The organism is Actinokineospora globicatena, from assembly GCF_024171945.1.
GTDB lineage: Bacteria > Actinomycetota > Actinomycetes > Mycobacteriales > Pseudonocardiaceae > Actinokineospora > Actinokineospora globicatena.
Genome location: NZ_JAMTCR010000003.1, coordinates 472,810 through 498,415 on the forward strand (window position 1 = coordinate 472,810; position 25,606 = coordinate 498,415).

Annotated in this window: 29 protein-coding genes; 10 read left to right on the forward strand and 19 right to left on the reverse strand. The window is 71.8% G+C overall.

All coding sequences use genetic code 11. From position 1 onward, the window contains the following. Positions 1-38: 38 nt before the first annotated feature. Genes LV79_RS15475 through LV79_RS15510 form a run of 8 tightly spaced genes read right to left on the reverse strand, consistent with a single transcriptional unit; the run spans position 39 to position 7,610 of the window. Positions 39-1,604, reverse strand: a complete 1,566-nt coding sequence (locus LV79_RS15475) for an AMP-binding protein (protein WP_253837064.1) — start codon at positions 1,602-1,604, stop codon at positions 39-41. After that, positions 1,601-1,903, reverse strand: a complete 303-nt coding sequence (locus LV79_RS15480; protein ID WP_253837072.1) for an acyl carrier protein — start codon at positions 1,901-1,903, stop codon at positions 1,601-1,603. The genes LV79_RS15475 and LV79_RS15480 overlap by 4 nt, the downstream gene beginning before the upstream one ends. An 18-nt stretch (positions 1,904-1,921) precedes the next feature. Next, on the reverse strand, positions 1,922-3,082 hold the full coding sequence (locus LV79_RS34470) for an acyl-CoA dehydrogenase family protein (RefSeq protein WP_253837074.1): 1,161 nt from the start codon (positions 3,080-3,082) through the stop codon (positions 1,922-1,924). A 9-nt stretch (positions 3,083-3,091) separates the two neighbouring features. After that, positions 3,092-3,889, reverse strand: a complete 798-nt coding sequence (locus LV79_RS15490) for a hypothetical protein (RefSeq protein ID WP_253837083.1) — start codon at positions 3,887-3,889, stop codon at positions 3,092-3,094. Positions 3,890-3,898: 9 nt separating this feature from the next. Next, positions 3,899-4,909, reverse strand: a complete 1,011-nt coding sequence (locus LV79_RS15495) for a U32 family peptidase (protein ID WP_253837085.1) — start codon at positions 4,907-4,909, stop codon at positions 3,899-3,901. Then, positions 4,899-6,095, reverse strand: coding sequence for a cysteine desulfurase family protein (locus tag LV79_RS15500; RefSeq protein WP_253837087.1), 1,197 nt, complete (start codon positions 6,093-6,095; stop codon positions 4,899-4,901). Before LV79_RS15500 ends, LV79_RS15495 begins: the two co-directional genes overlap by 11 nt. Further along, a complete protein-coding gene (locus LV79_RS15505; RefSeq protein ID WP_253837089.1) occupies positions 6,070-6,471 on the reverse strand; it encodes an iron-sulfur cluster assembly scaffold protein in 402 nt (133 codons plus the stop codon). Before LV79_RS15505 ends, LV79_RS15500 begins: the two co-directional genes overlap by 26 nt. After that, positions 6,471-7,610 (reverse strand): LuxE/PaaK family acyltransferase, encoded by a 1,140-nt coding sequence (locus tag LV79_RS15510; protein WP_253837091.1) that lies wholly within the window; start codon positions 7,608-7,610, stop codon positions 6,471-6,473. Before LV79_RS15510 ends, LV79_RS15505 begins: the two co-directional genes overlap by 1 nt. A gap of 129 nt (positions 7,611-7,739) precedes the next feature. Here LV79_RS15510 and LV79_RS15515 point away from each other — a divergent pair, with 129 nt between their 5' ends. From LV79_RS15515 to LV79_RS15535, 5 genes are all read left to right on the forward strand, one after another. Beyond that, entirely contained in the window at positions 7,740-8,087 is a 348-nt protein-coding gene (locus LV79_RS15515) for a BlaI/MecI/CopY family transcriptional regulator (RefSeq protein ID WP_285470126.1), read from the forward strand. A gap of 53 nt (positions 8,088-8,140) precedes the next feature. Beyond that, on the forward strand, positions 8,141-9,031 hold the full coding sequence (locus tag LV79_RS15520) for a M56 family metallopeptidase (RefSeq protein ID WP_253837093.1): 891 nt from the start codon (positions 8,141-8,143) through the stop codon (positions 9,029-9,031). Then, complete coding sequence (locus LV79_RS15525) at positions 9,031-9,540, forward strand: flavin reductase family protein (RefSeq protein ID WP_253837095.1); 510 nt, start codon at positions 9,031-9,033, stop codon at positions 9,538-9,540. Before LV79_RS15520 ends, LV79_RS15525 begins: the two co-directional genes overlap by 1 nt. Before the next feature lie 14 nt (positions 9,541-9,554). Next, the gene (locus tag LV79_RS15530; protein WP_253837097.1) at positions 9,555-10,025 is read left to right on the forward strand and encodes an SRPBCC family protein; all 471 of its coding nucleotides are present in this window, start codon (positions 9,555-9,557) and stop codon (positions 10,023-10,025) included. A 92-nt stretch (positions 10,026-10,117) separates the two neighbouring features. After that, on the forward strand, positions 10,118-11,635 hold the full coding sequence (locus LV79_RS15535; protein ID WP_253837099.1) for a DHA2 family efflux MFS transporter permease subunit: 1,518 nt from the start codon (positions 10,118-10,120) through the stop codon (positions 11,633-11,635). A 68-nt stretch (positions 11,636-11,703) separates the two neighbouring features. On the opposite strand, the gene LV79_RS15540 is transcribed toward LV79_RS15535, so the two are convergent. The 3 genes from LV79_RS15540 to LV79_RS15550 all read right to left on the reverse strand — a co-directional run bounded on the left by LV79_RS15540 (position 11,704) and on the right by LV79_RS15550 (position 14,106). Beyond that, complete coding sequence (locus LV79_RS15540) at positions 11,704-13,032, reverse strand: MFS transporter (RefSeq protein WP_253837101.1); 1,329 nt, start codon at positions 13,030-13,032, stop codon at positions 11,704-11,706. Positions 13,033-13,128: 96 nt separating this feature from the next. Continuing rightward, positions 13,129-13,440, reverse strand: a complete 312-nt coding sequence (locus LV79_RS15545) for a BON domain-containing protein (protein ID WP_253837103.1) — start codon at positions 13,438-13,440, stop codon at positions 13,129-13,131. Positions 13,441-13,536: 96 nt separating this feature from the next. Then, positions 13,537-14,106 carry a helix-turn-helix domain-containing protein gene (locus LV79_RS15550; RefSeq protein ID WP_253837105.1) on the reverse strand — a complete coding sequence of 190 codons (570 nt, stop codon included), beginning with the start codon at positions 14,104-14,106 and terminating at the stop codon, positions 13,537-13,539. Between the two features lie 90 nt (positions 14,107-14,196). On the opposite strand from LV79_RS15550, the gene LV79_RS15555 reads away from it, so the two are divergent. Both LV79_RS15555 and LV79_RS15560 read left to right on the forward strand, forming a co-directional pair. Next, positions 14,197-14,661 (forward strand): DinB family protein, encoded by a 465-nt coding sequence (locus tag LV79_RS15555; RefSeq protein WP_253837107.1) that lies wholly within the window; start codon positions 14,197-14,199, stop codon positions 14,659-14,661. A 21-nt stretch (positions 14,662-14,682) separates the two neighbouring features. Continuing rightward, complete coding sequence (locus tag LV79_RS15560) at positions 14,683-15,501, forward strand: TIGR04222 domain-containing membrane protein (protein ID WP_253837109.1); 819 nt, start codon at positions 14,683-14,685, stop codon at positions 15,499-15,501. Positions 15,502-15,560: 59 nt separating this feature from the next. Here LV79_RS15560 and LV79_RS15565 read toward each other — a convergent pair whose 3' ends face one another. The 7 genes from LV79_RS15565 to LV79_RS15595 form a co-directional block, all read right to left on the reverse strand. After that, the gene (locus LV79_RS15565) at positions 15,561-16,049 is read right to left on the reverse strand and encodes an SRPBCC family protein (protein ID WP_253837111.1); all 489 of its coding nucleotides are present in this window, start codon (positions 16,047-16,049) and stop codon (positions 15,561-15,563) included. Between the two features lie 2 nt (positions 16,050-16,051). Further along, positions 16,052-16,402, reverse strand: coding sequence for an ArsR/SmtB family transcription factor (locus LV79_RS15570; RefSeq protein ID WP_253837113.1), 351 nt, complete (start codon positions 16,400-16,402; stop codon positions 16,052-16,054). A gap of 220 nt (positions 16,403-16,622) precedes the next feature. Further along, positions 16,623-18,098 carry an ASCH domain-containing protein gene (locus tag LV79_RS15575; protein WP_253837115.1) on the reverse strand — a complete coding sequence of 492 codons (1,476 nt, stop codon included), beginning with the start codon at positions 18,096-18,098 and terminating at the stop codon, positions 16,623-16,625. Then, a complete protein-coding gene (locus LV79_RS15580; RefSeq protein WP_253837117.1) occupies positions 18,095-18,700 on the reverse strand; it encodes an AAA family ATPase in 606 nt (201 codons plus the stop codon). Before LV79_RS15580 ends, LV79_RS15575 begins: the two co-directional genes overlap by 4 nt. Before the next feature lie 21 nt (positions 18,701-18,721). Further along, complete coding sequence (locus tag LV79_RS15585; RefSeq protein WP_253837119.1) at positions 18,722-19,594, reverse strand: hypothetical protein; 873 nt, start codon at positions 19,592-19,594, stop codon at positions 18,722-18,724. Between the two features lie 140 nt (positions 19,595-19,734). Then, entirely contained in the window at positions 19,735-19,947 is a 213-nt protein-coding gene (locus LV79_RS15590; RefSeq protein WP_253837121.1) for a hypothetical protein, read from the reverse strand. 99 nt (positions 19,948-20,046) lie between these two features. Next, on the reverse strand, positions 20,047-21,018 hold the full coding sequence (locus LV79_RS15595) for an NAD(P)-dependent alcohol dehydrogenase (RefSeq protein WP_253837123.1): 972 nt from the start codon (positions 21,016-21,018) through the stop codon (positions 20,047-20,049). A gap of 141 nt (positions 21,019-21,159) precedes the next feature. On the opposite strand from LV79_RS15595, the gene LV79_RS15600 reads away from it, so the two are divergent. Continuing rightward, positions 21,160-21,837 (forward strand): TetR/AcrR family transcriptional regulator, encoded by a 678-nt coding sequence (locus tag LV79_RS15600; RefSeq protein WP_253837125.1) that lies wholly within the window; start codon positions 21,160-21,162, stop codon positions 21,835-21,837. A gap of 161 nt (positions 21,838-21,998) precedes the next feature. Continuing rightward, on the forward strand, positions 21,999-22,325 hold the full coding sequence (locus LV79_RS15605) for an MmcQ/YjbR family DNA-binding protein (RefSeq protein ID WP_253838518.1): 327 nt from the start codon (positions 21,999-22,001) through the stop codon (positions 22,323-22,325). Here LV79_RS15605 and LV79_RS15610 read toward each other — a convergent pair. Then, positions 22,267-23,751, reverse strand: a complete 1,485-nt coding sequence (locus LV79_RS15610) for a flavin-containing monooxygenase (protein WP_285470118.1) — start codon at positions 23,749-23,751, stop codon at positions 22,267-22,269. The two genes, LV79_RS15605 and LV79_RS15610, sit on opposite strands and share 59 nt — an antisense overlap. 191 nt (positions 23,752-23,942) lie before the next feature. On the opposite strand from LV79_RS15610, the gene LV79_RS15615 reads away from it, so the two are divergent. Next, on the forward strand, positions 23,943-25,577 hold the full coding sequence (locus LV79_RS15615) for an amidohydrolase (RefSeq protein ID WP_253837127.1): 1,635 nt from the start codon (positions 23,943-23,945) through the stop codon (positions 25,575-25,577). Positions 25,578-25,606: the final 29 nt, after the last annotated feature.

The window sequence follows — 25,606 nt, forward strand, 5'->3', positions numbered from 1 at the left end:
AACTGGCGTTGATATGTCCGCGCGGGTTCAGCGCGGGCTCACCCGAGTTCGGCCAGGTACGCCGCCCGCAGTGCCGAGCGCTGGCGTTTCCCGCTCGACGTCCTCGGCAGCCGCCGCCGGATGACCACGTCGGCGAGCGAGAGCCCGAACGCCTGCCGGACAGCGGTGGCGACCTCGGTCCGCAACCCCGGCCACTGCTCATCCCGGGCGCGGGTCTCGACCACCGCCACCACCGACTCCGTGACGCCGTCGTCGGTGGCGTAGGAGAAGACGGCGCTGGAGCCGGGACCGACGAGCGGGTGCTGCTCGACGACCTCCTCCACGTCGTAGGGCGGCAGGTTGCGGCCCCGCACGATCAGCAGTTCCTTGACCCGGCCGACCACGAACAGGTCCCCGTCGTCGAGCAGGCCGAGGTCGCCCGTGTCGTGCCACCCGTCCACCGGCGCCCGTGGTCCCTCGACGGTCAGGTACCCGGCCATCACCGAGTCCCCGCGCACGTGGATGGTCCCGACCGCGCCCGGCGCGACAGGTGCGCCTCCCGCGTCGAGCAGCCGGAGTTCCGTCCCCGGCACCGGGCGCCCGCACGAGACGAGCCGCCTGCCCTCGAACGGGGTCGTCCGCACCCGGCCGAAGTCGTTGCGCTCGGACGACCGCAGCGCCACGGTGGTGGCCAGCACGGTCTCGGCCATGCCGTAGCACGGGACCAGCACGTCGTCGGCCAACCCGGCGCCGGTGAACGCGTCGCGGAACGAGCGCAGCGCCGACACCGGGATCGGTTCCGCACCCACGTAGGCCTGGCGCAGCGCGGAGAGGTCCAGCCCCGGATCAGGCCGCGCGATGTGCCGGTCGGCCGCGGTCCGGTAGGCGAACGGCGGGGCGGCGGTGAGGGTGGCCCGCCGGGCGGCCATGTGGCGCGGCCACGACGTCGGATCGCGCAGGAACGCCGTCGGCGCCATCAAGTCCAGGTCGAGATCGGTGCTGAGCGCGAGCAGCACCTGGACCAGGCCCATGTCGTGGTACAGCGGGAGCCAGCTCAGGACCCGGTCGCGCCCCGCCTCAGCGCCGGAGGTCGTGCGCAGCGCCCCCAGGTTGGCGGCGACGTTGGCGTGGGTGAGGACCACGGCCTTGGGCGCGGAGGTCGATCCCGAGGTGAGCTGGATGTGGTGGGTCTGCTCGGGAGCCGGCTCGGGGAAGTCGTCCCACCGCGGCGTCGGTCCACGTCGCAGATCGGCGACCGTGACCGCGTTGTCGATGTGCGCGGACGTGGCCACCACAAGCCCCGGGCGGATCACCTCGATCGCCGCGCGGACGTGGCGGGTCCCGGCCGAGTTCGGGTCCGCCGGGTTGGTCGGCGCGGCCACCGTGCACGGCGCGACCCCGGCCAGCAGGCAGCCCACCAGCACGACGAGGTGGTCGAGACCGGTCGGGACGACCAGCACCGCCCGGTCCCCCGGCCCCAACCCCCGCTCCGCCAGGGCACCGGCGACCGCGCGGGCGTCGTCGAACAGGTCCTGCCCGGTCGTGGCGGCCAGTGGGCTGACCGAGTCGAGCAGGCCGACCCGGGACCGGGTCGTGCGGCCGATCGCGCGGTAGTCGACGATCACCCCGCGGCCCGCTTCCGCTCCTGCTTGGCCAGCGCCTTGGCGCGCACGTGGTCGACGACCTCGCCGACGGTGGTGAACGCGAAGGCCTGCTCGTCGGAGATGAACACGCGGAACCGGTCCTCGATCCGGGTCATCAGCTCCAGCAGTGCGGCCGAGTCGATCGGCAGGCTCAGCAGCGGCGTGGTCAGGTCCACCGCGGCCAGGTCGACCTTGGCCAGGTCCGCCGGGGCGAGCACCCGCGGCAGCACCGCGCGCAGTTCGTCGACGACGGCCTCGGCGGTCGGGATCGTGCTGGTCATGTCCGTGGTCCTCCGGTGTCAGGTCGAGCGGATGTCCATGCCGAGCGCGGCCTTGCCGATCAGGTCACGCAGCGCGCCGAGGTTGGCGCCCATGACCGCCCCGGCCCTGGCGTCGCGGTAGTGGCGCTCCATCGGGTTCGAGCGCAGGAACCCCTGCCCGCCGGTCACCTGCATCGCGGTGTCGGCGACGGCGATGGCGGCGGTGTTGCACAGGTACTTGGCCATGTTCATCGCGGGCAGCGCCTCCATCGGGTCCGCCTCCGCCGTGGCCGCCGCGTGCAGCAGGGCCAGGTGGGCCGCGTGGACGGTCGTGGTCATCTCCGCGACCTGGAAGCGGACCCCTTGGTAGGCGGCGAGGTTGGCTCCGGTGTCGGCGTGCACCCGAGCGCCGACGTGCGTGGTCGCGAAGCCGTAGGCGGCGCGGGCGACACCGAGGGACGCGGCGGCGAGACCGAGCACCAGCGCGGGCAGGGCGTGGCCGAGCAGCGGCATGCCCCCGCCCGGACCGCCGACGCACAGCCGGTCGGGCACCGAGCAGTCCAGCAGGACGGTGTTGGCGCTGTTGGCCCGCATCCCCATGGCGTCCCAGGTCTCTTTCACCGTGAGACCCGGGGTGTCGGCGGGCAGCAGGAACATCGACTGGGCGCGGCGGAAGTCCGGCTCGCCGGAGTTGGTGTTGACCAGGTAGTGGTCGACGTGGCCCGCGCCGGTGCAGAACGCCTTGGTGCCGATCAGGCCGAACCCGCCCTCGTGCGGGACGGCGCGCAGCCGGGGGTTGAGGATGTTGCCGCCGGTGCCGGGCTCGGAGAACCCCCACGAGATCAGCTCGCCCCGGGTGAGCACACCGGTGAGCACCTCGCGAGAGGTCTCGTCGCCCGCCGCAGCCAGCAGCCGGGTGGCGCCGCAGTGCATGGCGAGGATCAACGCGGTCGACCCGCAGGCCTCGGCCAACTCGGCGATGGCCAGCGCGTACCCGACCATGTCCGCGCCGACTCCGCCGTGCTCGCTCGGGATGAGCAACCCGAGCAGCCCGGTGTCCGCGAGGTCGGTGAAGTTCGCCGCGGGGAACTCGCCGGTGCGGTCGTGCTCGGCCGCGCGGGGGGCGAGGATCCGCTTGGCGGCGGCGCGGGCCTGGTCGACGATGTCTTGCTGGTGGGGGTCGAGGGTGAAGTCGACCACGGGTCCCTCCTAGGGTCGCGCGGCGCGCAGGGCGGTGACCCGCTCGGCGAGCGCCGCGCCGGGGTGCCAACGGGCGTCGATGATCTGGTAGTCGGTGACCGGTGAGCCGGTCGTGCGCTGGTATACGCCGTTGCCCCAGACGGTCAGCTCGAGTGCGCGCGTTCCGGTGGGCAGCGGTTCGCGGTGCCCGTGCACGAGCTTCCAGCGAGACGCGGCGGTGATGGTGCGCGGCGCGTCGCACAGCGGTCGGCAGTCCGGTGGACCGGTGCGCGCGTGCCGGGCGGTCGGGCAGGACCGTCCAAACGCGACCGGGACCGCGTCGAGCACCTGACGCACGCGGTGGGCCGCGATGCCCGCCAACTGCATGTCCAGGTCCACTTCGACCTGGTCGATGCCGAGGGTGTCGACCAGCGCGACGTCGATCACCGGGGCGACCGGGCCGGTGGCGGCCACGGCACCGTTGTGCGCGCGCTGCCGGGTCAGGCCCAGTCCCGCGACGAGCGTGCACCCGCTGCCGGACAGGGCGATCGCGGTGCCGAGGTCGTTCACGGTGACCGTCGTCGGGCCGTCGCCTAGCACCGCCATCGCCCGTTCGACGACGGTGTCGGCGGTGCGCGGCCAGGCGATCGGCGACACGACGACGACCTGCTTGCCCGCGTCCCGCACGGCGTCGGCGGCTCGGCGCAGCACGTCGAGGTCGGGTGCCTTGGTCAGGCACCCCTCCTGGCCGAGACCGACGGCGTCGACGGGCAACCGGAGCACCTCGGCCAGGTCGTCCACTGTGGAGAGCCGGATCTCGGTGGTCATGCCCTCACCTCACACATAGGCGCGCAGTTGCGGTGTGTCGCGGAACCGGCAGCGCTGCTGGTCGCACAGCCGGGGCAACCAGCCCATCTGCCACATCAGCTCGACCCGGTCGATCTCGGCGATGACCTCGGTGATCGGTACCCGCGCGGCGTGCCCGGCCAGGGCCCGCCGGTACATCTGGGTGACCTTGGCGTTCTGCCGGACGTTCGGGCTCTCCCGACCGGGCAGCCGGAGCGCGGCGACCCCGATCTCGACCAGGGCGGGCACGTCGCACAGGGCGCAGTCGGAGGCCCCGTCGAGGAACGCGCCCAGGTCGACGCCGTCGGTGTCGCGGTACCCGGCCCGGCAGCCCAACCCGATCCCCGCGGTGTCGGCGAGCCTGCACCGGCCGCAGTCGAGGCCCGCGCCGGTCTGCACCGGAGTCTCGACCTCCAGTTGAGGTTCAGTGCAGAACAGCGCGATCTCGGCCAGGGCGAGGGTGTGCGGCAGCACGACGCGGCGCACCCCGTACTGGTCGCGCAGGTGGCGGGCCAGACTGACGGAGCTGACGCCCACCGCGTCACCCGCGACGAGCGCCGGGACCGATCCCGCCAGCCACGCGCACGCGGCGAGCGACCCGACGACGACCGTGTCGGCTCCCGCCGTGACGCCCAGGTCGACGTGGCGGCGGTACTCGTCGGACATGTCGGGGGGAACGACCGGTGCGTCGGCGCAGAAGTGCACCAGCACACCCGCGTCGTGGGCAGCGGAGACCAGCGCGGTGAGCGTGGCCCGACTGGCCACCTGGGTAGGTTCACCGTCTCGGTTGGCGGGTAGCGCGTCCCAGCTCACCGGCGCGCCGGAGGCCAAGGCCAGGTACACCTCGGTGGCGCCCGCGGCGAGCTGGAGCTCCAGCATCTTCATCGACCGCACGGGGGTGTTGAGCGCGACCCTGTGCTCTGCTCCGGTCTTGTGCTGGGCTCGGGTTCCTGGTTCCGCCGGGGGCACGCACGGCTGCCCGGCGCGGGGCTCAGCCCGCACCGACGGCCACCGCGGCCGGGGTGGCGCCCCACGACCGGCGCAGGCCCCGCACCGAGTCGACCGTCACCTCGGCGGCCGCGACGACGGCCTGCTCGGTGGTGGTCGAGCCGAAGGAGAACCGGGCCGTCGAGCGGGCCAGGTCCGCGGGCACCCCCATCGCGGTGAGCACGTGCGAGGGCGACTCGGACCCCGCGTGGCAGGCCGACCCGGTGGACACGTGCACGCCCCGCAGGTCGAGCAGGTCGGCGAGGGTGTCCCCGCGGACGCCGGGGAACGCGACGCTCACCGTCTCGGCCATCACGCGGCTGTCCACGTGCACCCGGATCCCGTCCAGCTCCGCCAATCCCGCGAGCAACCGGGCGCGCAGGTGCTCGCGGTGCGCGCGCACCACCGGGTCGGCGCTGGCGGTGACCGCGACCTCGGCCGCTGCCGCCATCGCCAGGATGCCGGGGACGTTCTCGGTGCCCGCCCGGTAGCCGGATTCCTGGCCGCCGCCGTGGATCAGCGCGGTGAGCTCGTGCCCGGCCGGGACGCGCAGGGCGCCGACGCCCTTGACGCCGCCGAACTTGTGCGCCGACACCGAGACGAGGTCCGCGCGCAGCGGCGCGATCGGGAGCTTGCCCGCCGTCTGCACCGCGTCGACGTGGACCAGGGCCCCCGCGGCGTGGGCGATCTCGGTGATCCGCTCGACCGGCTGGATGGCGCCGGTTTCGTTGTTGGCGTGCATCACCGACACCAGCAGCGTGTCCGGTCGGATGGCCTCGGCGATCCGCTCGGGGTCGACGTGGCCGCTCGGGTCTGGCGGCACCACGGTGACCGCGACCCCGTGGGTGGCGGCCGCGCCCGCCGCGCCGAGCACGGCCGCGTGCTCGATCCGGGTGGTCACCAGGTGCCCGCGCCACTCGGCGGCGGCGAAGGTGCCCAGCAGGGCCAGGTTGATCGCCTCGGAACCGCCGCCGGTGAACACGACCCCGTCGTGGGCGCACCCGAGCAACCGGGCGACGGCGGCACGCGCCCCGTCCACCGCCTCGCGGGCGGCCTGCCCGGCGCTGTGCCTGCTCGACGGGTTGCCGTGCAGGGCGACCCCGCGCCCCAGGGCCGCGACGGCCTCCGGTGCGACCGGTGTGGTCGCGGCGTGGTCGAGGTAGATCTCGGCGGGATCAGGCCCCGCAGCTGATCGGGTCATCATCGTTCACCCCCTGGTGGAAGTTGTCGACGAGCCGGTGCGCGACATCGGCTGCCAGTCCCGCCACGTGCCGCTGGTCGGGCGTGAGGCCACCGGCCAACTCGACGACGCGGTCGGCGTCGAGCGCGGCCACCTCGTCGAGTCCCTTGCCCTTGACCACCTCGGTCAGCAGGCTCGCCACGGCCAGCGACGCCGAGCAGCCGAACGCCTGGAAGCGGATGTCGGTGACGACGCCGTCGGCCACCGCGGCGGTGAGCAGGATCTGGTCACCGCAGACGGGGTTGCCGACGAACGCGCGCACCGACGCGTCGGCCACCTGCCCGCTGTTGCGGGGGTTGGTGAAGTGGTCGACCACGGTGGGGCTGAACCGGCCCATCACCGCACCGCCTCGGGCACCGCGCACTCGGCGACCAGCTCGTTGGACTCGATGAACTTCTCGATGCTGACCGCGCAGCAGCCCAGCTCGGCGCCCTGCCTGCGGCGGCGGAAGGTGACGGTCTGGCCGGTGCGGCCGCACGGGCACCCGGACTCGTCGACCTCGCCGATGTCGTCGGACATCAGGAACCCGGGGTAGCCGCTGTTGGTGGCGTCGAGGATGGCGATGCCGCCGGTCTGCCCGGGCGCCAGCTCGACGGCGGAGTCGGTGACGTCGCGGATGGAGATGTAGCACCACGGCGGGACGTGCTTGCGGTGGTGCTCGCACTCGACGGCGAGCATGTTCGACTCGATCATCCCGTACATGTCGCGCACCCGGTCCGGGGCGACCCCGAGCCAGGTGCCGACCTTCGCGTCGAACTCGTCGCGGCCGATCGACTCGCCGGTGTAGCGCTTCCAGCCGCCCAGGGTGATCACCAGCGACTCCGGGTCGAGCTGGAGCGGCGTCTCCTCCAGCTCCAGGAACCGCAGCAGCCGGTTGACCAGGAACGGCGGCCCCACCACGTGCCTGGTCGTCTCCCCGGCCCAGCGGTTGAGGTAGGCCACCGCCTCCTCCGGGTCGAACGCGTAGTCGCGCACCAGGTAGGTGTGGTCGTCGAACAGGCCGTTGAGCAGGTTGAAGACCTTGACCATGCCCATCTCGGGCGCCTCGGCGGTCGACGGGCACAGGAACAGGCCCGCGCCGCGCGACACCGCGAACAGGTCCCGGTAGGTGCCCATGATCCCGGTGACCGCGCGGGTCAGCGTGGCGGTGTCGCGGCGGGCGACGCTGGGGACCCCGCCGGTGCCGGTGGAGCGGATGTCGAGCTCGATGTCGTTGAGCGAGGCGGTGAGCAGGACGTGCGCGTCCGGGCTCTTGAACATGCTCACCGGGATCAGCGGGATCTTGGCCAGGTCCGCCCGCGAGCGGATGTCGCCCGGGCTCACCCCGACCGCGTCGCACTGGGCCCGGAAGAAGCGGTTGCCCACATGGTGGACGGTGAACGAGTCGACCAGCGCGGCGGTCACCGCGCTGTCCCACTCCTGCTGCGGCAGGCGCATCGCCGTCCCCGGCGCGCCAAGCATCGTCGCCAACTGCATGGATCTCCCCCTCGTGCGGGCACTGGTTGTGAGCACCGGTCGTGGGAACCCCCCGAAACGGCCCACGACAACTACCGCAGTAGTACTATCACGGTAGTCAAGATCGTCGTGGTGTTTTACGATGACCGGGTGGTTCGACTGGGCGATCTTGAACGAGCGGTGATGACCTGCCTGTGGGACGCGGGGCGCCCACTGACGGTCCGCGAGGTCCACGAGGCGCTGGAGACCGCGAGAACGATCGCGTACACCACCGCGCTCACCACCCTGCAACGACTGGCCCGCAAGGGGCTGGTCACGCAGGAACGGGCTGAACGGGCGCACCGGTTCCGCGCGGTCGCCACCAGGGACGAACTGTTCGCCGAGCTCCTGTCCGACGCCCTCGGGGTGGCGGCGGGCGACACGGGAGTGCTGGTCCGCTTCGTCGACCAGCTCGGGGCGGACGACAGGGCGGCGCTGCGGGAGGCGCTGGACGACTGAGCGCGCACGGCGGAGCGGGGGCCCGCCTCAACGAAGAGGGGTCCGAGGGGGATATGGGAGCGCTGCTTCTGGTTGCCGCGACGATGGTCGTGGCGTGCCTGGCGACAACGGTCATCACCACGCGGTTGCACTGGGTGCGCCGGGAACCGTGCGGCGCGCTGGCCCTGTGGGTCGGCGCCGTGCTCGCGGTCCCGCTGGCCGCCGTCGGCGCGCTGGTGATGCTCGCGGCCGACCCGCACTCGTCGACGGCGGAACTGCTGCCGGTCACCGCGGCCGCGGTGCTGGGCGCGGCGCTGGCGCTGTGGGCGAGCGCGCGGGTCGGGCGCGAGCTCTGGGCGATCAACCGGGTCGCGCGGCGGCGGCGGCGACGGCACGAGATGCTGATCGACCTGTTCGCCACCGAGCACGCCGGGCAACCAGGGGTGGCGGTCATCCCGGACCAGCGCCTGTTCGCCTACAGCGTCCCGTGCGTCTTCTCCGGGCGGATCGTGATGTCGCAGGGCGCCATCGACGCCCTCGACGAGCACTCGTTGCGCGCGGTGATCGCCCACGAGCAGGCGCACCTGCGCGAACGGCACCACCTGGTCGCCCAGCTCGGGACCGCCATGGCCCGCTCGTTCCCGACCACCTGCGCGGCGGTGCTGTCCACCCGCGTCAGCGAGTTCCTCGAGCTGTGCGCGGACTGCTCCGCCCGGCGCAGGGCCGGGGCGCCCGCCACGCTGATGGCGCTGACCGAGTTCGGCGACATCCCCACACCGGTGACCGGCATGCCCGCGGGCGGTACCGCGCTCGCGGTGCGGTTGGCCGCCCTGCGCGGCCCATCCCGATGTTGCAACAAGCTCTGCTCGCGCGCGATCCAGCTCGGCGGCGCCGCCCTCCCGGTCATCCCGGCGCTCGCCCTGACCCTCAACTGGATGATCGACCTCTGCCCGTGGTGGTGGTGATGAGATCCACCCACGCCGCCCCGGCCCCCGCCTTCCGCGCGGCCATCGGCTCGCTGCCCACCGGCGTCAGCATCGTCTCCGCCGGTTCGGGCGCACAGCGCTGGGCCACCACGATCGGCACCCTCACCTCCCTCTCGCTCGAGCCGCCCCTGGTGCTGTTCTGCCTGCGCCTGGGCTCCCCCATGCTGCGCCACCTCACCGCGCCCTCCATGATCACCGCGCCTGCCATGATCAGCGGGCCCTTCGCCATCAGCGTGCTCGGCGCGGACCAGCACCACCTCGCCGACCTGTTCGCGGGCCCCCGCACCGAACGGTCCCTCGAGGCGTTGACCGCCGAGGTCGACGGCGTGCCCGTCGTCGCGGGCGCGTCCGCCTGGATCACCTGCACCCCGCACCGCCGACACGACGAGGGCGACCACGCCATCGTGATCGGCGCCGTGCGGCACACCGAGGTCGGCACCGCGCCGCCACTCGTGCGCCACACCGGCCGCTACCGGACGCTGCTCTGAGTCAGGAGAAGGACATGCCACGCGAGGTCCACGTCGAGGAGACGGTCGAGATCGCCGCACCACCACCGGTCGTGTTCGCCACCATCATCGATGTGGCCGCGTGGGGCCGGTTCAGCCCGGAGTGCACCGGGGCGACGGTGCTGCGCGACGGCTCGCTGGCGCCGGGCAGCCGGTTCTCCGGGCACAACCGGCGCGGCGTGCGGCGGTGGACGACGCACTGCGTGGTCACCGAACTGGTGCCCGACACCGCGTTCGCCTTCGACAGCGGCGCCATCGGCCTGCCCATCGCCTCGTGGAGCTACCGGCTCGAGCCGGTCCGGGACGGGCGCGGCACGGTGGTCACCGAGGTGTGGCACGACAACCGGGGCGCCCTCATGCGCGGCATCGCCGTGGTCGTGTCCGGGATCGCCGACCGCGCGACGCACAACCGGGCGGCCATGCGGGTGACGCTCGACCGGCTCAAGGCGCACCTCGAGACCGGCTGACCCGACCGGGTCATATGCATGTTTCGACATATCGATTAGCGTGGATATGACTGTGCGGCGTCCGGCGCGCACCAAGGGGAAGGGGTTCGACCATGGCCAGATCGGCCAGCGGCGCGCGGTGGTGGGCGTTGGGGGCGCTGACCCTCGCGGTGCTCACCATCGGGTTCGACATCACGATCATGAACGTCGCGCTGCCGACGCTGAGCACCGCGCTGGCCACCGGCACCGACGGGCTGCAGTGGATCGTCAACGCCTACATCCTGATGTTCGCCAGCCTGATGCTGCCCATCGGCGCGGTGGCCGACCGCTACGGGCGCAAGGCGGTGCTGCTGGCGGGCCTGGTGGTCTTCGCCTGCGCCTCGCTGCTCGCCGCCTGGGCCGACGACGTCACCTGGGTGGTGATCGCCAGGGCCGCGCTCGGCGTGGGCGCCGCGATGATCATGCCGACCACGCTCGCCGCCATCGCCGTGCTGTTCGACCCGGCCGAGCGCGGCAAGGCGCTGTCCATCGTGGTGATGGGCATGGGCGCGGGCATCCCGCTCGGCCCGATCATCGGCGGTTACCTGCTCAACCACTTCTGGTGGGGCTCGATCTTCCTGGTCAACGTCCCGATCATCGTCGCCGCGCTCGCCGCGGTCGCGGTCCTGCTGCCCGAGTCGCGCGACCCCGAACCGCGCCGCGCCGACCTGGTCGGCGGCCTGCTGTCCATCGTCGGCCTGCTGGCGTTCGTCTGGGGCGCGATCGAGGCACCGGACCGGGGGTGGACCGACCCGCTCGTGCTGACCGCGCTGCTGGGCGCCGTGGTCGTGCTGGTCGGGTTCCTGTGGTGGGAGAACCGGGTCGAGCACCCGATGATCGACCTGGCGCTGTTCCGCGACCGGCAGTTCAGCTGGGGCAACGCCAACGCCACGCTGGTCAGCTTCGCGCTGTTCGGTCTGCTGTTCGTGGTCCCGCTGTACCTGCAGTTCGTCCTCGGGCACGACGCGTTCAACACCGGCCTGCGCCTGCTGCCGCTCATCGGCGGCTTCGTGGTGGGGGTCGGCGTCGGCACCCGGGTGGCGAACAAGATCGGCCACCGGATCCCCATCACCGTCGGCCTCGCGCTGACCGCCGTCGGCCTCGGCCTCGGCGCCACCACGGACATCGGCAGCGGCTTCGGCCACGCGGCCACCTGGTTCGTCATCGCGGGCCTGGGGATCGGCTCGGCGCTCACCCCGTCTATGGACGCCGTCCTGGCGGTACTCCCGCCGGAACGCGCGGGCTCGGGAACGGCCATCACCATGACCCTGCGCCAGGCGGGCGGCGCCCTGGGGGTGGCCCTCCTCGGCAGCCTCCTGTCCGGCATCTACATCGACAAGGTCAACACCACCGGCCTCCCCCCGGCCGCCGCCACCGCTGCCCACGACTCCCTCGGTGGCGCCTTGGCCGTCGCCCAACGCCTCGGTCTCCCGAACCTGGCCGAGAGCGCCAACACCGCCTACATCGACGGCATGAACATCGTCCTCATCACCTGCGCCGCCATCTCGCTCCTCGGCGCGGTGCTCACGTTCCTGTTCATGCCCCGCAGCACGGCCCAAGCCGCGACCGCGCACTCCCCCGTCCACCTGTAGACCGCGAGGCCGCAGGTCCACTCAGGACCTGCGGCTCCCACAGGGCCGTCGTGCTGCGGTCGGTAGGGCTACCTGGCGGGTGTGGGCCAGCGGTGGTGGGTGCGATCGATGACGAAGCGGTGGGTGTGGCGCCAGCCGGTGGAGCACGGGGTGGCGTTGGTGAGGTGGGGGTGATGAACGGGGAGATCGGCGTGGGTGTGTTCGACGGTGTCGGGGCCATGCCAGGTTCGGGTGGCTTGGAGGAGACCTGCGGCGGCTAGGGCTGTGAGGGTGGCCAGGGTGAGGGCGGGGCCGAGCAGGGTGCCGAGTAGGCCCGCGAGCAGGTAGGTGCCGAGCCATTGCGCGTGGGACAGGGCGTACTGGGCGGCGAAGAGGGCTGGTAGGTCGCCGGGGTGCGCGGATATCCGGATCAGCCTGCCGACCGGGGTGAGCACGGCCGAGTACGCGACACCGAGCAGTGCCCACAGGCCGAGTAGTGGCACCCAGCGCACGCCGACCAGCCAGAACGTCGCGGCGCCGACCGCCATCAGAGCCACGAGGGCCGCGCAGGCACGGATCATGACTGCGCGTTCCGGACGGCGGTCGAGTACCCGGGGTAGGGCGAGTGCGGCGGTCATCGAGCCCGTGGCGAAGACCGCGAGGGCGACCGCGACGGCGGACGGCCCCAGGTGCAGTTCGGCGCGGACGAGGACGACTGTGTTCACCAGCACCATCGCGCCACCAGCGGCCGCGGCCAGGTTGAGGCCGAGTTGGGCACGCAGGCGCGGGGTGCGCAGGTAGACGCGGACGCCCTTGAGCGCGCGCTCGGCGAACGAGGTCGAGTCAGCATCGCGAGCGGGCAGCGTGAGAGACAGGACAAGCGCGGCCGAGATCAGGAACCCCGCGGCGGTCCCGACGAACAGCCACGAGAAGCTAATCATCGTCAGCAAGGCGGCCGCGAGGACCGGGCTGACCACGCCCTCGACGTCGTAAGCCATCCGCGAGAAGGACAGCGCGCGGGTGTAGTCGCGTTCGTCGGTCAGTACCGTGGGGATGACGGCCTGGAACGCCGGGGTGAACGTCGCCGCGGCCACCTGCAGCACCGCGACCAGCACGACCACCTGCCACACCGCGTCCACCCACGGCAGCGCGACCGCGACCGCGCACCGCACCAGGTCCATCGACACGAGCAACGTCCGTCGCCCCACCCGGTCGGCCACCGCCGCCGCCAAGGGAGCCACCAGGACGTTGGCGATCATCTTCACCGCCAGGACCACGCCCAGCACGACGCCCGCGCCCACCCCGGCGAGCTCATAGGCCAGCAGCCCCAGCGCGACGGTCGCCAGGCCGGTCCCCACCAGCGCGATCACCTGGGCGCCGAGCAACCGCCGGTAGGTGCGGTTCGACAGCACGGACACGGCCGCTCCCTCCCCTGGCTTCCCGGCGAATATAGGTGCTCATGTGCGCACGCGACAACGGCGCAACAGCCAAGGATGTGCAGGTGGGGACCGGCTTCAGCAGCGCCACGGCCACAGGCGGGGCAGGTGGGGGTGGCGGGGGAACCGGGTGACGTCGTCCCAGGTGCACCGGATCCGATTGGCTACCGCGACCACCCCGGGCACGCCCGCGACCACGTGGCCGACCAGGGGTGCCTGGCTGTCCCAATCGAGCCTGCCGACGAGCAGGACCCTGCCGTTGTCCACAGCGGCCCGGACGAGGCTGGTGTCCACGCCCGCGATCGAGGGGAGGGCGACGTCTTCGATCTCGTCCAGGATGTCCTGGTCGCTGCGGTGGCCGGTGTCCTCGCAGTGCGATGTGGTGGTCATGTCGGCTCCTCTCCTGCCTACCACCACAGTGACCCTCGCCCGCGCACGCCCACAGAGCCCGAGGGCTACGGGGACCAGGGCCTTCGGTCCCGGGGTTCAGCGGTGCACGTGCGCGCGTACTCCGTGCTGTCCGAACAGGATGAGGAGTTCGACGGCTCCACCATCGGCGCTGCCGAGCCAGTGCGGGAGGGACGTGTCGAACTCGGCGGCCTCACCGGGCGGCAACCGCAGGTCGCGTTCGCCGTGCACCAGCCGCAGCTGTCCGTTGAGGACGTAGAGCCACTCGAAGCCGTCGTGGGTCTGCGGGGTCGGCTCCAGCGGTTCCGGGTGGGCCGGGATGAGCATCTTGAACGCCTGCACGCCGCCGGGTCGCCGCGACAGGGGGATGAACGTGAGGCCGAAGCGGTGGATCGGTTTGAGGTGGATGCGGGGGTCACCGGTGCGCGGGGCGCCGACGAGGTCGTCGAGCGGGACGTCGTAGGTGAGCGACAACGGCAGCAGCAACTCCAGGGTCGCGCGGCGCTGCCCACTCTCCAGGCGCGACAGGGTGCTCTCGGAGACACCGGTCCGCGCCGCGAGGTCGACCAGGGTGATCCCGCGATCCCGCCGCAACGCGCGCAGCCGGGGCCCGACCGCGCCGAGCACGTCGTCCGTTGTGCGGTCCACCCCGGCCATCTTGCCAGAACCGCAAGATCCCGTGCCGGTTCAGCGCGGGGACGGCGACACTGACCGTCCACAAGTGATCGGAGAGCCGAGATGCCCCGCCGCGACACCAGACCACCCCGGACCGCGGGCTTGCGCGATTTCCTCGACTACCTGCGGACCTCGGTCGCCGCGAAGGTCGTGGGAGCGCCCGAGCCGCACGTGCGGACAGCGCTGGTGCCCTCGGGGACGAACCTGCTCGGCCTGCTCAACCACCTGACCCACGTCGAGCGTTCGCTGTTCCTCGGCGAGGAGGTCACCGACTGGCAGGCGACGTTCCAGGCCGCGCCGACCGACACCGTGGCCGACGTCGTGGCCCGCTACCGGTCGTCGATCGAGGAGGCCAACGCCGTGCTCGACCGCTGCGACGACCTCGACGCACCGGTCCCCCGGCCGCGGTCGAGCCGTGCTGCCCCCAGCGTGCGGTGGGCCCTGACGCACATGGTCGAGGAAACGGCCCGGCACGCGGGGCACGCGGATATCCTCCGTGAACTGATTGACGGCAGCACGGGCCGCTGACTCGCGGCCGAGGGGGGCATGGTGGTCGCTGAGTTGCGGGCCGAGGAGCTGGGCGTCCTCGCGGCGGGACCCGCGCGGGCGGTACAGGTAGCGGTCGTGTCACTGCTCGGGTCCGGCGCGCTACGGGATTCGCGGGACGGAGTGCTGAGCCCGGTGTCGGGTATGCGGCGCCCGGCGACGGCACTGGAGGACGTCGTGCTGGGGGCCGCGCCGATGCCCTTGCGCGGCTTGATCACGGTGGCAGCGGACAGCTCGGCGGCGCGGGACCTGCGGGACGGGTTGATCGCCCGCGGCTACCTGCGTTCACCGGCGGCACGCTCGGCGGCTCGGTGGTCCCGGCTGCTGGCGCTGGCGGGGGTGGTCGCCGTGTTCGTCGCGGCCGTGGCCGGATGGCTGCCGTTCTGGCTGGGCGCGGTCGGGGTCGTGGCCGGGATCGGGCTGGCGGTCTGGTTGGGACGCCGGGCCCGGCCGTTGACGAGCACCGGTCGGCTGGCGCTGCGCGAGCTGGACGCGATGGCGACGAAGTCGAACCGGATCGAACTGGTGGCGCGGCACGGCCTCCTGGGGACCCTGAGCGGCCGTCGCGTGTGGAAGGTCCTGGGTCTGCCGGGGACGGTGATCTCGACGTTGAAGCAGCGTCCGCGCCGATCCCGCACCCGCTCGGGGTCAAGTTGTGGTGGCGGCTGCGGCGCGGGCCTGTCCTGCGGTGGCTCGTCCTGCGGCAGCGGCTCGTCGTGCGGGAGCGGTTCCTCGTGCGGCGGTGGCAGTTCGTGCAGCAGCGGCGGCGGGTCCTCGTGCAGCAGCGGCTCGTCCTGCGGCGGTGGTGGCGGCGGCGACTGATCGCCCGCCCTGCTGGCCGGGTCCCTCCCCGCGTGGCAGGGAGGGACCCGCGGCCCGGGTCAGTCCTCGGCGAGCAGGGTGTCGATCTGGGCCATGGCCGAGCGCATGCCCTCCTCCATGCCCATCTCGGAGAGCTTCTGCAGGTCGGCCAGGGTGGCGAAGGTGGTCACCGAGGTCATCCGGGTGCCGGAGTCGATGGCCTCCAGGGTGATGGCCGAGGTGGTGGACGGCATGGCGGAGACCGGGTTGCCGTCGTCGTCAGCGAAGCCGTCCTCGAACTCCAGGCGGTTCGGCGCGTCCAGGGTGGTGATGCGCCACCAGCCCGCGGCCTTCTCACCTTCGGGGCCGGTCATGAAGTACGCCGAGCGGCCGCCCTCGGTGAACTCGTGCTCGGTGAACGTCGCGGGCCACGTCGGCGGCCCCCACCAGCGCTCCAGCTGACGCGGGTCCGCCCACACCTGCCAAACCCGCTTCACCGGCGCGCCGAACTCCGCGACGAAGGTCATCGTCAACGCCTCGGTGTCCTTGTTGGTGCTGATCACAGCCATTGTCAGGTCCTCTCGGGATCGTCGTCTTCGGCCAGGATGTCGTCGATGGCCCGGGCACGGTGCCGCCAGATCTGCTCGTAGGACTCCAGCAGCCTGGCCACCGTGCGCAGGATGTCCGGGTTACCCCGCACGAGTTGCTCCCTCCCACGCCGCGTCTTGCTCACCAGCCCGGCCCGCTCAAGCACGGCGACGTGCTTCTGCACCGCCGCGAAGCTCATCGCGTACCGACGAGCCAACGCCGACACCGACTGCTCCTCCCGGAGCACCCGCTCGACGATGTCCCGCCGCGTGGCATCGGCCAAACCGTGAAACACCCGATCCGCCGCATCCCCACCGAACTGATCTACAACCACACGGTTGTACGTTAGCCACGACCCACCCGAAGCGCAACCCCCACCCCCGCGAGGTGTGGCCATCGGAGCCTCACCCAGAGATGCCCAAACGGCCGGTGTCGGCCGCATCGAACGACTCGGCACCACGATCCTGCGGCATCCCGCAGTCCACACTGGACAGATCACCCCAACGGCACCTACGTGCCTCGCAGGGTCGGTGATCGGTGGCACCTGATGCTGGTCAGGCGGGCCGTGGGGGATCGACGAGCTCGATGCCGATCGCGACGACGCCGAGTGCTTCGCGTTCGGGCGGGTAGATCTGGCGGATGTTGGCGAGCTGGTCCTCACGGGTAGCGGTGGGGTTGACCGCGGTGACCGGCTCGTAGTCGAACATCTCCTCGAACGAGGTGTAGCGGGCGACCTTGGTGACACGGGTCAACACGTTGTCGCCCTGGCAGTTGAAGCGGATCAACGAGCCGGGTTTGATGTTGCGGCGACTGGAGTCGTTGACGCGGATCTCGGTGGTCTTGCGGCCGGTGGCGATGAGGTCGAAGTACCGCTTGTAGATGCCCATCTCGTGGGCGCGGACGAGGGGTTCGGCGGGGCGCTGGGTCATGAGTCGGCCGAGTTCCTTGACGGTGAACGAGCGGAAGAAGTGCTTGGGGTCCTTGAGAAGTTCACCGACCAGCCACACCAGCGTGTCGGCGTAGTCGTCCACGCTGCCGGGCCAGGCGGTGGTGTCGAGCATCCACGGTTCGACGTCGGGCGGCAGCGCCGCTCGCCCCTGCTCGCGCAGCAGCGATTTTGACAGCTTCGCGCCGGTCGGAGCGAGCACCTGCGGGGTGAACACCCGGATCGGCATCTGCGCGGCTGGCGTCCCAAGCGCGCCAAGGGCTCCGTCGACGAGCTGGCAGCCAAACGCCCAGTCACCGCCCTTGAGCATCACGTGCAGCACATCGGTATCCCGGCCGAACGCGCGTTCCTTGACCAGATTCCGGTACAGCGTGGCCAGGTCGAGGTAGGGCGCGTCGTCCTCGGGGTCGATGTGCACCTCGTAGCCGCCGTGGTCCATGCACACCGCGGTGAAGGTGGCGCCATCCTCGTCGAGGTGGGCGAGCTTGGTGCGGTCGGCGCGTTTCTCGGCCCATCCGCAGTCCGGGCACGGCACCCGGATGTGCACCACCCCGTGCGACGGTGCCATCCACCAGCGGATGTCCTCCAGCCGTTCCAGCGTGCGCAGGAACTCCGCCCGGAAGCCGGGCCTGGCCTGCTGGTCGGTGTAGGTCTCCACCGCGTACTCGGTGTCGGTGGCGTCTGACAGCGAGCGGAAGAACGCCTGGTAGTAGCCCTCGATCAGCTCGCCGATCTGGTCTTCGCCCAGGGCATGGAAGTAGGTCTTCTGATAGGCGTGGTGGGTTTCCGGGTCCAGGTCGACGGTGTGCGGGGCGTTGTCCAGCGCGCCGAACCGCACCACGGTGTCGATGGAGAACTCCCGGCGGGCAATCTTGGCGAGCAGGAACGCGGCGGTCTGGACGAGGTTCGTCCCGAGGTGCGGGGCGCCGTTGATCTGCGTGCCCACTACGAACTCGATCCGCTTCGGCCGGGCGGCGAGCACACGCGGCCGGAGCAAGTCGATCGAGCGCAGCAGCGCGTTCGCCAGGATGCTGTTCGGAGAGACGAGCAGCGCGGGATTTCCGTTGCGCGACAGAGGGTTCACACCCCTCGGCCGGGTTTGGGCAAACGCAGGTTGGCGCAGATGAAGTCCAGCCGCGCCGCCGCCGCGTCAGCGGCGACGAACACCGGCTCGTACCCTGCGTCGTAGTAGCCCTGCACGACCAATTCGTGCACCCGGCGGATTTCCCGGTCCTTGGCCCACACAATGTCGTCCGGGTCCTCAAAGGTGTCCAACGGGTCCAGCACGAAGATCGCGTTGTAGCGGAAGCGCGCCGTGGCCTCCTCCAGCTCCGGGGTGGGCTTGAGGCCGAAAAAACCCTCCCAGCCGTAGCCGTCCGGGATACCCCGGTTGTAGAAGCGGATCCCGTGGACGTGCGCGGTGTACTCGGCGACGAACGCCTCCAGTACCTCCAGCGAGTACTCGTGCCGGTCCTCGCGGAGCAAGTGGCGGCCGAGGCGCTCGCGGTGCTTGCGGTAGATCTCGCGGCCCGGCTCGTCGACCATGCACGGGATTCCAGCGGCGTGCACCGCGGTGATCAGGTCGTCCTTGCCCGAGGACGGGCCGCCGGTGATGACGTAGCGGCGCGGTGGCCCGGCCGCCGCGGCGGCGAGCGCGTGGGACAGGTCGGGAATGATGCTGGTCACGGTCATCCGTTCTGGTCGGGTTCAGTCGGAACAGGAGGTGCGTGCGACAGTCCTGGCCTGCCCGGGGGATGGGAGTTCGGCCAGGAAGCCTTCGGTCCAGGTGTTGCCCAGGCCGGTCTCGCCGTGCAGGTGCGCGACGAACTCCTCGCGACTCATGCCACCGGCGGCGGCCTCGGTCAGCCGCGAGGCCTGCGCGGGGGTCAGCACCGGGGTCCACCCGGCCAGCGCCACCAGCTCGTCGACGGCGAGGTCCGGGGCGAACGCCGTGGTGTAGCTGATCGCCTCCGCGCGGGCGCCTGCCCAGCGCCAGGCGGCGGTCACTGCCGCGCGGATGACGTCAACGTGTTCCGCGCGCAGGCTGATCAGCCGTTCCACCGCGAGCAGTTCGGCGCGGGCAGCGTAGACCGCCGACCACAACAGGCTGAGCTGTTCCTCCTGCTCGGCGACTTCCCAAGCGAACGGGTCGGCGAGCACCGGCTGTCGGGCCAAGACGGGCGCGAGCCGGGGCGCGATCAGTGGCGAGCGGGTGAACCGGTCCGCATCGGCCAGCAGTTCCGCGGCCAGCGTCGTGAGCAGCTTGGGCTCGACCCGCTTGCGGAAGTGGTGCACCTCGTGCCCGGCCTGCTTTGCCGCCAGCGCGCGCCGCACCGTCAGGTTCATCCCCGCGATGGCAGGCGGCAGGCCGAACAACGCCCGCGCCGCTGCCGCGTACCGGGCATCCGGGAACCGGGCCAGCAGACCCCGCAGCGTGCCGTCCAGCGCCGCGATCCGGCTGGCCTCGTCACCGGGATCCGCCGCTCGCGCGAGCACGCCGCGCAGCTCCAGCAGCACCGGATCCACCACCGCCAGGGTTACCGGCAACCCGCGTCGCAGCAGCCGCGCGACTGCGTCCACAACCTCGTCCTCAAGTGGGCTTTTTGTGGGCATGGGTCGAGTGAAGCACGATGCCCACAAAAAGCCCAGCCTGTCACCCGTCCGCGCCGAGTACTCGGCGTGCACCGCCGCCCGGCCGCAGGTCACGATCGACACGAGAGTCAGCCGCGCGCAAGGAGGGACCAGTGGCCGGAGTCGTACGAGTCATCGGAGGCGGCGGACGGTGCTGGATCTGCGGCATGACCGCCGTCAGCGGCGAGAAGCTCCCCGGCCGCCGCCACAAGATCCGCCTTCTGTGCGGACGCCACGACGAACTCGTCTTCGGCACACCATCCCAGCCGGATCCGGCAGACGGCGAGCACCAGCCCGGTCACGGCTGACACGGAACCCGCAGGTCAGGGATATCTGCCCGATTTTCGGGTACTGCGGCGACCCCTGGGCCGTGAGCGCGCGGGTGCGGGGTGGGTGGGGAGTCAGATGACTACCACGACCTTTCCGCGGGCTCGGCCGTCTTGGAGGTGCTGGATGGCGTCGGCGGTGCGGTCCAGGGGGAAGGTTTGGTCGATGGTGGGGGTGATGGTGCCCGCGGACAGCAGGGTGGCTAGTTCCTGGAGGTCGGCGGTGTTCTCGGAGCTGATGAGGCCGGTGAAGCGCTGGGAGGTGATCAGGGACATGAAGGGGGTCCACAGGGCGCGTTGGAAGCCGCCGAGGAGGCGGCCGCCGGTTTCGCTGCCGACGATGACGGCGCAGCCTCGGGGGGTGAGGGCGCGGCGGAGGTGGCGGAGGGTGCGGTGGCCGCCGGTGTCGATGATGGCGTCGTAGTGGCGGCCGCCGTCGGTGATGTCCTGTTTGGTGTGGTCGAGGACGTCGTCGGCGCCCAGGTCGCGGACGAGGTCGACCTTGCCGGTGGTGCACATGCCGGTGACGTGCGCGCCCCAGGCCTTGGCGATCTGCACCGCGAAGCTGCCCACCCCACCCGAGGCGCCGATGACCAGGACGTGCTGACCCGACTCGAGCTTCGCGCTGTCACGCAAGCCCTGCAGGGCGGTCAGGGCCGAGATCGTCGTCGCGGCGGCCCGCACCGGGGTCACGTTGTCCGGGCGCAGCACCACCTTGGCCGCCTTGGCCGGGGCGAACTCGGCGAAGGCGCCCTCGCAGATGCCGAACACCTCGTCGCCTGGCTTTAACGTCTCCACCCGAGCCCCGACCGACTCGACCCGGCCCGCGACCTCGCGACCGCGCACCGGCGTCTTGGGCGCGCGCAGACCAGTCGCGGCGCGCACCGGGTACGGCAACCCCGCCATCAGGTGCCAGGTGCCACGCTCCACCCCCGCCGCGTGCACCCGCAGCAGCACCTCGTCATCGCCGATGGCGGGTGGCTCGATCTCGGCGACGCGCAGGACGTCGTGGGCCTCGCCGTACTCGTCCTGGACGACCGCTCGCATGACTCTCTCCTCACCGCGGAACCGCACCTCACAGCACACCGCCGCGAACCCTTACGTTGTAAACTTACGATGTAAGAGTGCGCCTTACGGTGTAAGAATGTCAAGCGTGACCAGCGGTGACACCCGGAAGTGAGTGCGACGGTGGCAGACAAACGGACAAGGCTCACCCGTGAGCAGGTACTGGCCGCGGGTGTCGAGCTCGCGGACGCGGTCGGCATCGACGGCGTGACCATGCGCAAGCTCGGCCAGGCGCTCTGCGTGGAGGCCATGTCGCTCTACCACCACGTGGCCAACAAAGAGCAACTCCTCGACGGCATGACCGACCTCGTCTACACCGAGATCCAGCTCCCCCAGGACACCGACTGGCGCACCGCGATGCAGGTCCGCGCCCACTCGCTGCGCGACACCCTCAACCGCCACCCCTGGGCGCTGCGCCTGGTCGGCTCGCGCACCTCCCCCGGCGACGCCACCGTGCGCCACCACGACGCCGTCCTCGGAACCCTGCGTCGCGCAGGCTTCCCGCTGGCCCTGGCCGCGCACGCGTTCTCGGTGCTCGACGCCTACATCTACGGCTTCGCGGTGCAGGAGCAGGCACTGCCCTTCGACAGCGAGGAAGCACCCACCGAGCTGGCCACCGCGATCCTCGCCCAGTTCCCCACCAACCAGTACCCGTACCTGGCCGAGCTGACCGCCCGCTACGCCGAGGACACCGGTTACGCCTACGTCCAGGAGTTCACCTTCGGCCTCGACCTCATCCTCGACGGGCTCGAGCGGGCCTTGGCTGTCGGTGCGCCTCCCTATACTCCCGCCCGCGAGTGAGGGAGTGGTCCATGGCGGCACGCGGTACGTCAGCACAGCAAGGTACGTCGGCACAGCGCGGTACATCGGCACAGCGCAAGACATCGGCACAAGGCGGTACATCGCCGCAGCGCGGCAGGAAGACCCGCCGCACGGGCGTCACCGGGGAGGAGTTCTTCGCGATCGTCGGTGCCCTGCCCGAGGTGACCAGGTCGGAGGGGTCGACCTACAGCTCGTTCGGCGTGGTGGGTCGCAAGTTCGGCTACCACTGGCCGCGCACCCAGACCGTCGGCCTCAAGCAGACCCTGTCCGAGCAGTTGGCCCTGGTCGCCGAACGCCCGGAGGTGTTCGAGGTCCAGTTCACCGCCGGGGGCTTCGGCTGGGTCGTGGTCGACCTCGCCGGGATCGACCACGACGAGCTGGCCGAGCTGGTCTTCGAGGCGTGGCGCCTCACCGCCCCCGAGGAACTGGTGGCGGCAGCGCCTGATCCGGCGTCCGGGCGCGGCTGAAGGTCATCGCCCGGGTGATCGGCGTGCGGCGCAGCGTGATGGTGTCGAGCACGTAGTTCATCGTCGGCCGCCACGGCAGCCGCGATCCCTGCCTGGGCAGCTCGGCGGCCCCGCGCTGGACGTACCCGGCGGTCAGGTTCACGAACGGCTCCTCGGTGACCTCCGGCGGCGGCGCGGCGGGCGTGGCGACGTCGAACCCCTTGTCGGACATGTGCCGCAGCAGCCGGACCAGGTAGTTGGCGACCAGGTCGAGCTTCAGCGTCCAGGTGGCGTTGGTGTACCCCAGCACGTAGACCATGTTCGGCACCCCGGCCAGCATCATGCCCAGGTAGGTCATCGTCTCCGTGGTGCGCACCGGCCTGCCGTCCACCGACAGTTCCGCCCCGCCGAACAGGCCCAGGTTGAACCCGGTCGCGGTCACCAGGATGTCGGCGGGCACCGACTCGCCGGAGGTCAGCCGGACCGCGTCGGCGGTGAACCCGGCGATCGTGTCGGTCACCACGCTGGCCCGGCCGGAGCTCACGGCCGTGAAGAAGTCGCCGTCGGGGACCATGCACATCCGCTGGTCCCACGGCCCGTAGCGCGGGTTGAAGTGCACGTCCACCGGATAGCCCGGCGGCAGCGCGGCCGCGGTCGCCTTGCGCAGGACCCGCCGCACGAGCCGGGGATACCGCTGGCTGAGCTGGTAGAACGCCATGGCGGTGGCGATGTTGCGCCACCGGGTGAGCCGGTGGCCGATCCCGCCGGGTAGCCGGGCGAGCTTCGGGGCCAGCGCGTCGGCCGAGGGCAGGGACAGGACGTAGCTGGGTGAGCGCTGCACCATCGTCACGTGCGCGGCGTCGCGGGCCAGCGCGGGCACCAGGGTCACCGCGGTCGCGCCGCTGCCCAGCACCACGACGCGCTTACCCGTGTAGTCGAGGTCCTGGGGCCAGTCCTGCGGGTGCACGACCGGTCCGTCGAACGACTCGACGCCGGGCAGCTCAGGCCGGAACCCACCGTCGTTGCGGTAGTAGCCGCCGCACATCAGCAGGAACGAGCAGGTCAGCTCTACCTCGTCGCCGCCGCGCGACACCCGTAGTTCCCAGCGGGACCGCGCGGAGTCCCAGTTCGCCGCGATCACCCGGTGCCGCAGCCGGACGTGGTCGAGCACCCCGTACTCGCGCGCGGTGTCACGCAGGTAGTCCAGGATCTCCGCTCCCCCGGGCATCGTCTCCGCCCGCGCCCACGGCCGGAACCGGTAGCCCAGGGTGTGCATGTCCGAGTCCGACCGCACGCCCGGGTAGCGGAACAGGCTCCACGTGCCGCCCGTCTCCGCCCGCGCCTCCAGCAGCGCGTAGGTCGTCCCCGGCCGCCGGACCCGCAGGTGGCAGGCCATCCCGATCCCTGACAGCCCGGCGCCGACGATCACCACATCCAGGTGCTCCACGGCGCAGAAGCATGCCCGCGACGGGCGCGCGGGGCCAATCAAGTCCAGTGTGGACCGGGTGGGCAGGCAGTTGGCCCTCAGCGCACCCTTGTTGTCCGGTGCGGCACGACCACGCACGCAGGCGTTCTGCCCGGGTCCGGCCACCCGAACACTGGCGGGACCCGTGGAACCGCTGACCAGGAGTGCACACCTTGGCCGCTGACCTGATCCTGACGAACGCGACCGTCCACACGGTGGACGCGACGCGGCCGCTGGCGACCGCCCTGGCCATCACCGGCGGGCGGGTCACCGGCTTCGACGACGCCGAGCGGGGACCGGACACCGAGGTCAGGGACCTCGGCGGCGCGTTCGTCATGCCGGGCCTGGTCGACGTGCACAACCACCACGCGCTGGCCGGTCGCGCCGAGCTGTTCGAGCTGACCTTCGGCGGCGAGCTGGACTTCGCGGGCATCCTCGACGCCGTCCGCCGCTGGGCGCGCGGGCTCGGAGCGGACGAGTGGGTCGTCGGCGGCGCGTGGGCGTCCACGCTGGTCGACGCGCTGTCCCGGGAGTCGGCCCGGCAGGCGCTGGACGAGGCAGCAGGTGGGCGGCCGGTGTCGCTGTCGGACGACAGCAGGCACAACAAGTGGGTCAACACCCGCGCGCTGGAGCTGGCCGGGATCACCGAGAACACACCGGACCCCGACGGTGGCGTCATCGTGCGTGACCCAGCCACCGGCGCTCTTACCGGAGTGCTCCTAGAGGCCGCGGGCGTGCTGGTGGAGCGCGCGACGCAGGACAGCCGCAAGCTCACCGGCGAGCAGCACGCGCGCGCGTCGCGGCACGGGATCGAGATCCTGCACTCCTACGGGATCACCGCGTTCCAGGACGCCGGGGTGTCGGTCGACATCCTGACCGCGCTCAAGACCCTGGACGACGCCGGGCAGCTCGACGCCTGGGTGGTGTCGTCGCTGCTGATCAACGACCCGATCTTCGGGTTCGACCCGATCGGCCTGCCGCTGATCGAGCTGGCCCAGCGCTACCGCAGCGAGCACCACCGGCCGGACTTCGTCAAGATCTTCCTCGACGGGGTGCCGCCCACCCGCACCGCCGCGTTCCTCGAGCCCTACCTGCCCGACGAGGCCCACGGCGCGTGCTTCCACGGCACGACCACGATGCCGCCCGCCGAACTCGCGGGCTGGCTGCGCACGGCGGCCGAGGCAGGCCTGTCCGCGAAGATCCACTGCACCGGGGACGCGGCCGTGCGGGCCACCCTGGACGCGGTGGCCGAGGTGCGCGCCGCCGGGTTCGCCGACACGAAGTTCCAGGTCGCGCACGGGCAGTTCGTGCACGCCGACGACCTGGCCCGCTTCGGCGCGCTCGGGGTGTCGGCCGACATCTCGCCGTTCCTGTGGGTGCCCGGGGTCATCCCGACCGCGATCGCCAACGTGCTGCCCGCCGAGCGCGCCGCCCGGATGCAGCCCAACCGGTCCCTGCTGGACACGGGGGCGCTGGTCGCGGGCGGGTCGGACTGGCCGGTCAGCGAGTCGCCCAACGCCTGGGAGGGCATCCAGGGCCTGGTGACCCGGCAGGACCCGAACGGGGTGTTCGGCGGCTCGCTGTGGGCCGAGCAGGCCATCTCCCTCGGCGAGGCCATCGAGGCGTTCACCCTCTCCGGCGCCCGCGCGATGGGCGTCGACGACGTCACCGGGTCTCTTACCCCGGGCAAGTCCGCTGACTTCATCGTGCTGGACCGCGACCCGTTCAAGTCCCCGATCTCCGAGGTCGCCAACACCGGCGTCGTCGAGACCTGGTTCGCGGGCCGCAAGGTGTTCCAACGCGGCTAGATCACCGGGGCGGCGGGCCCCCTGGCGTC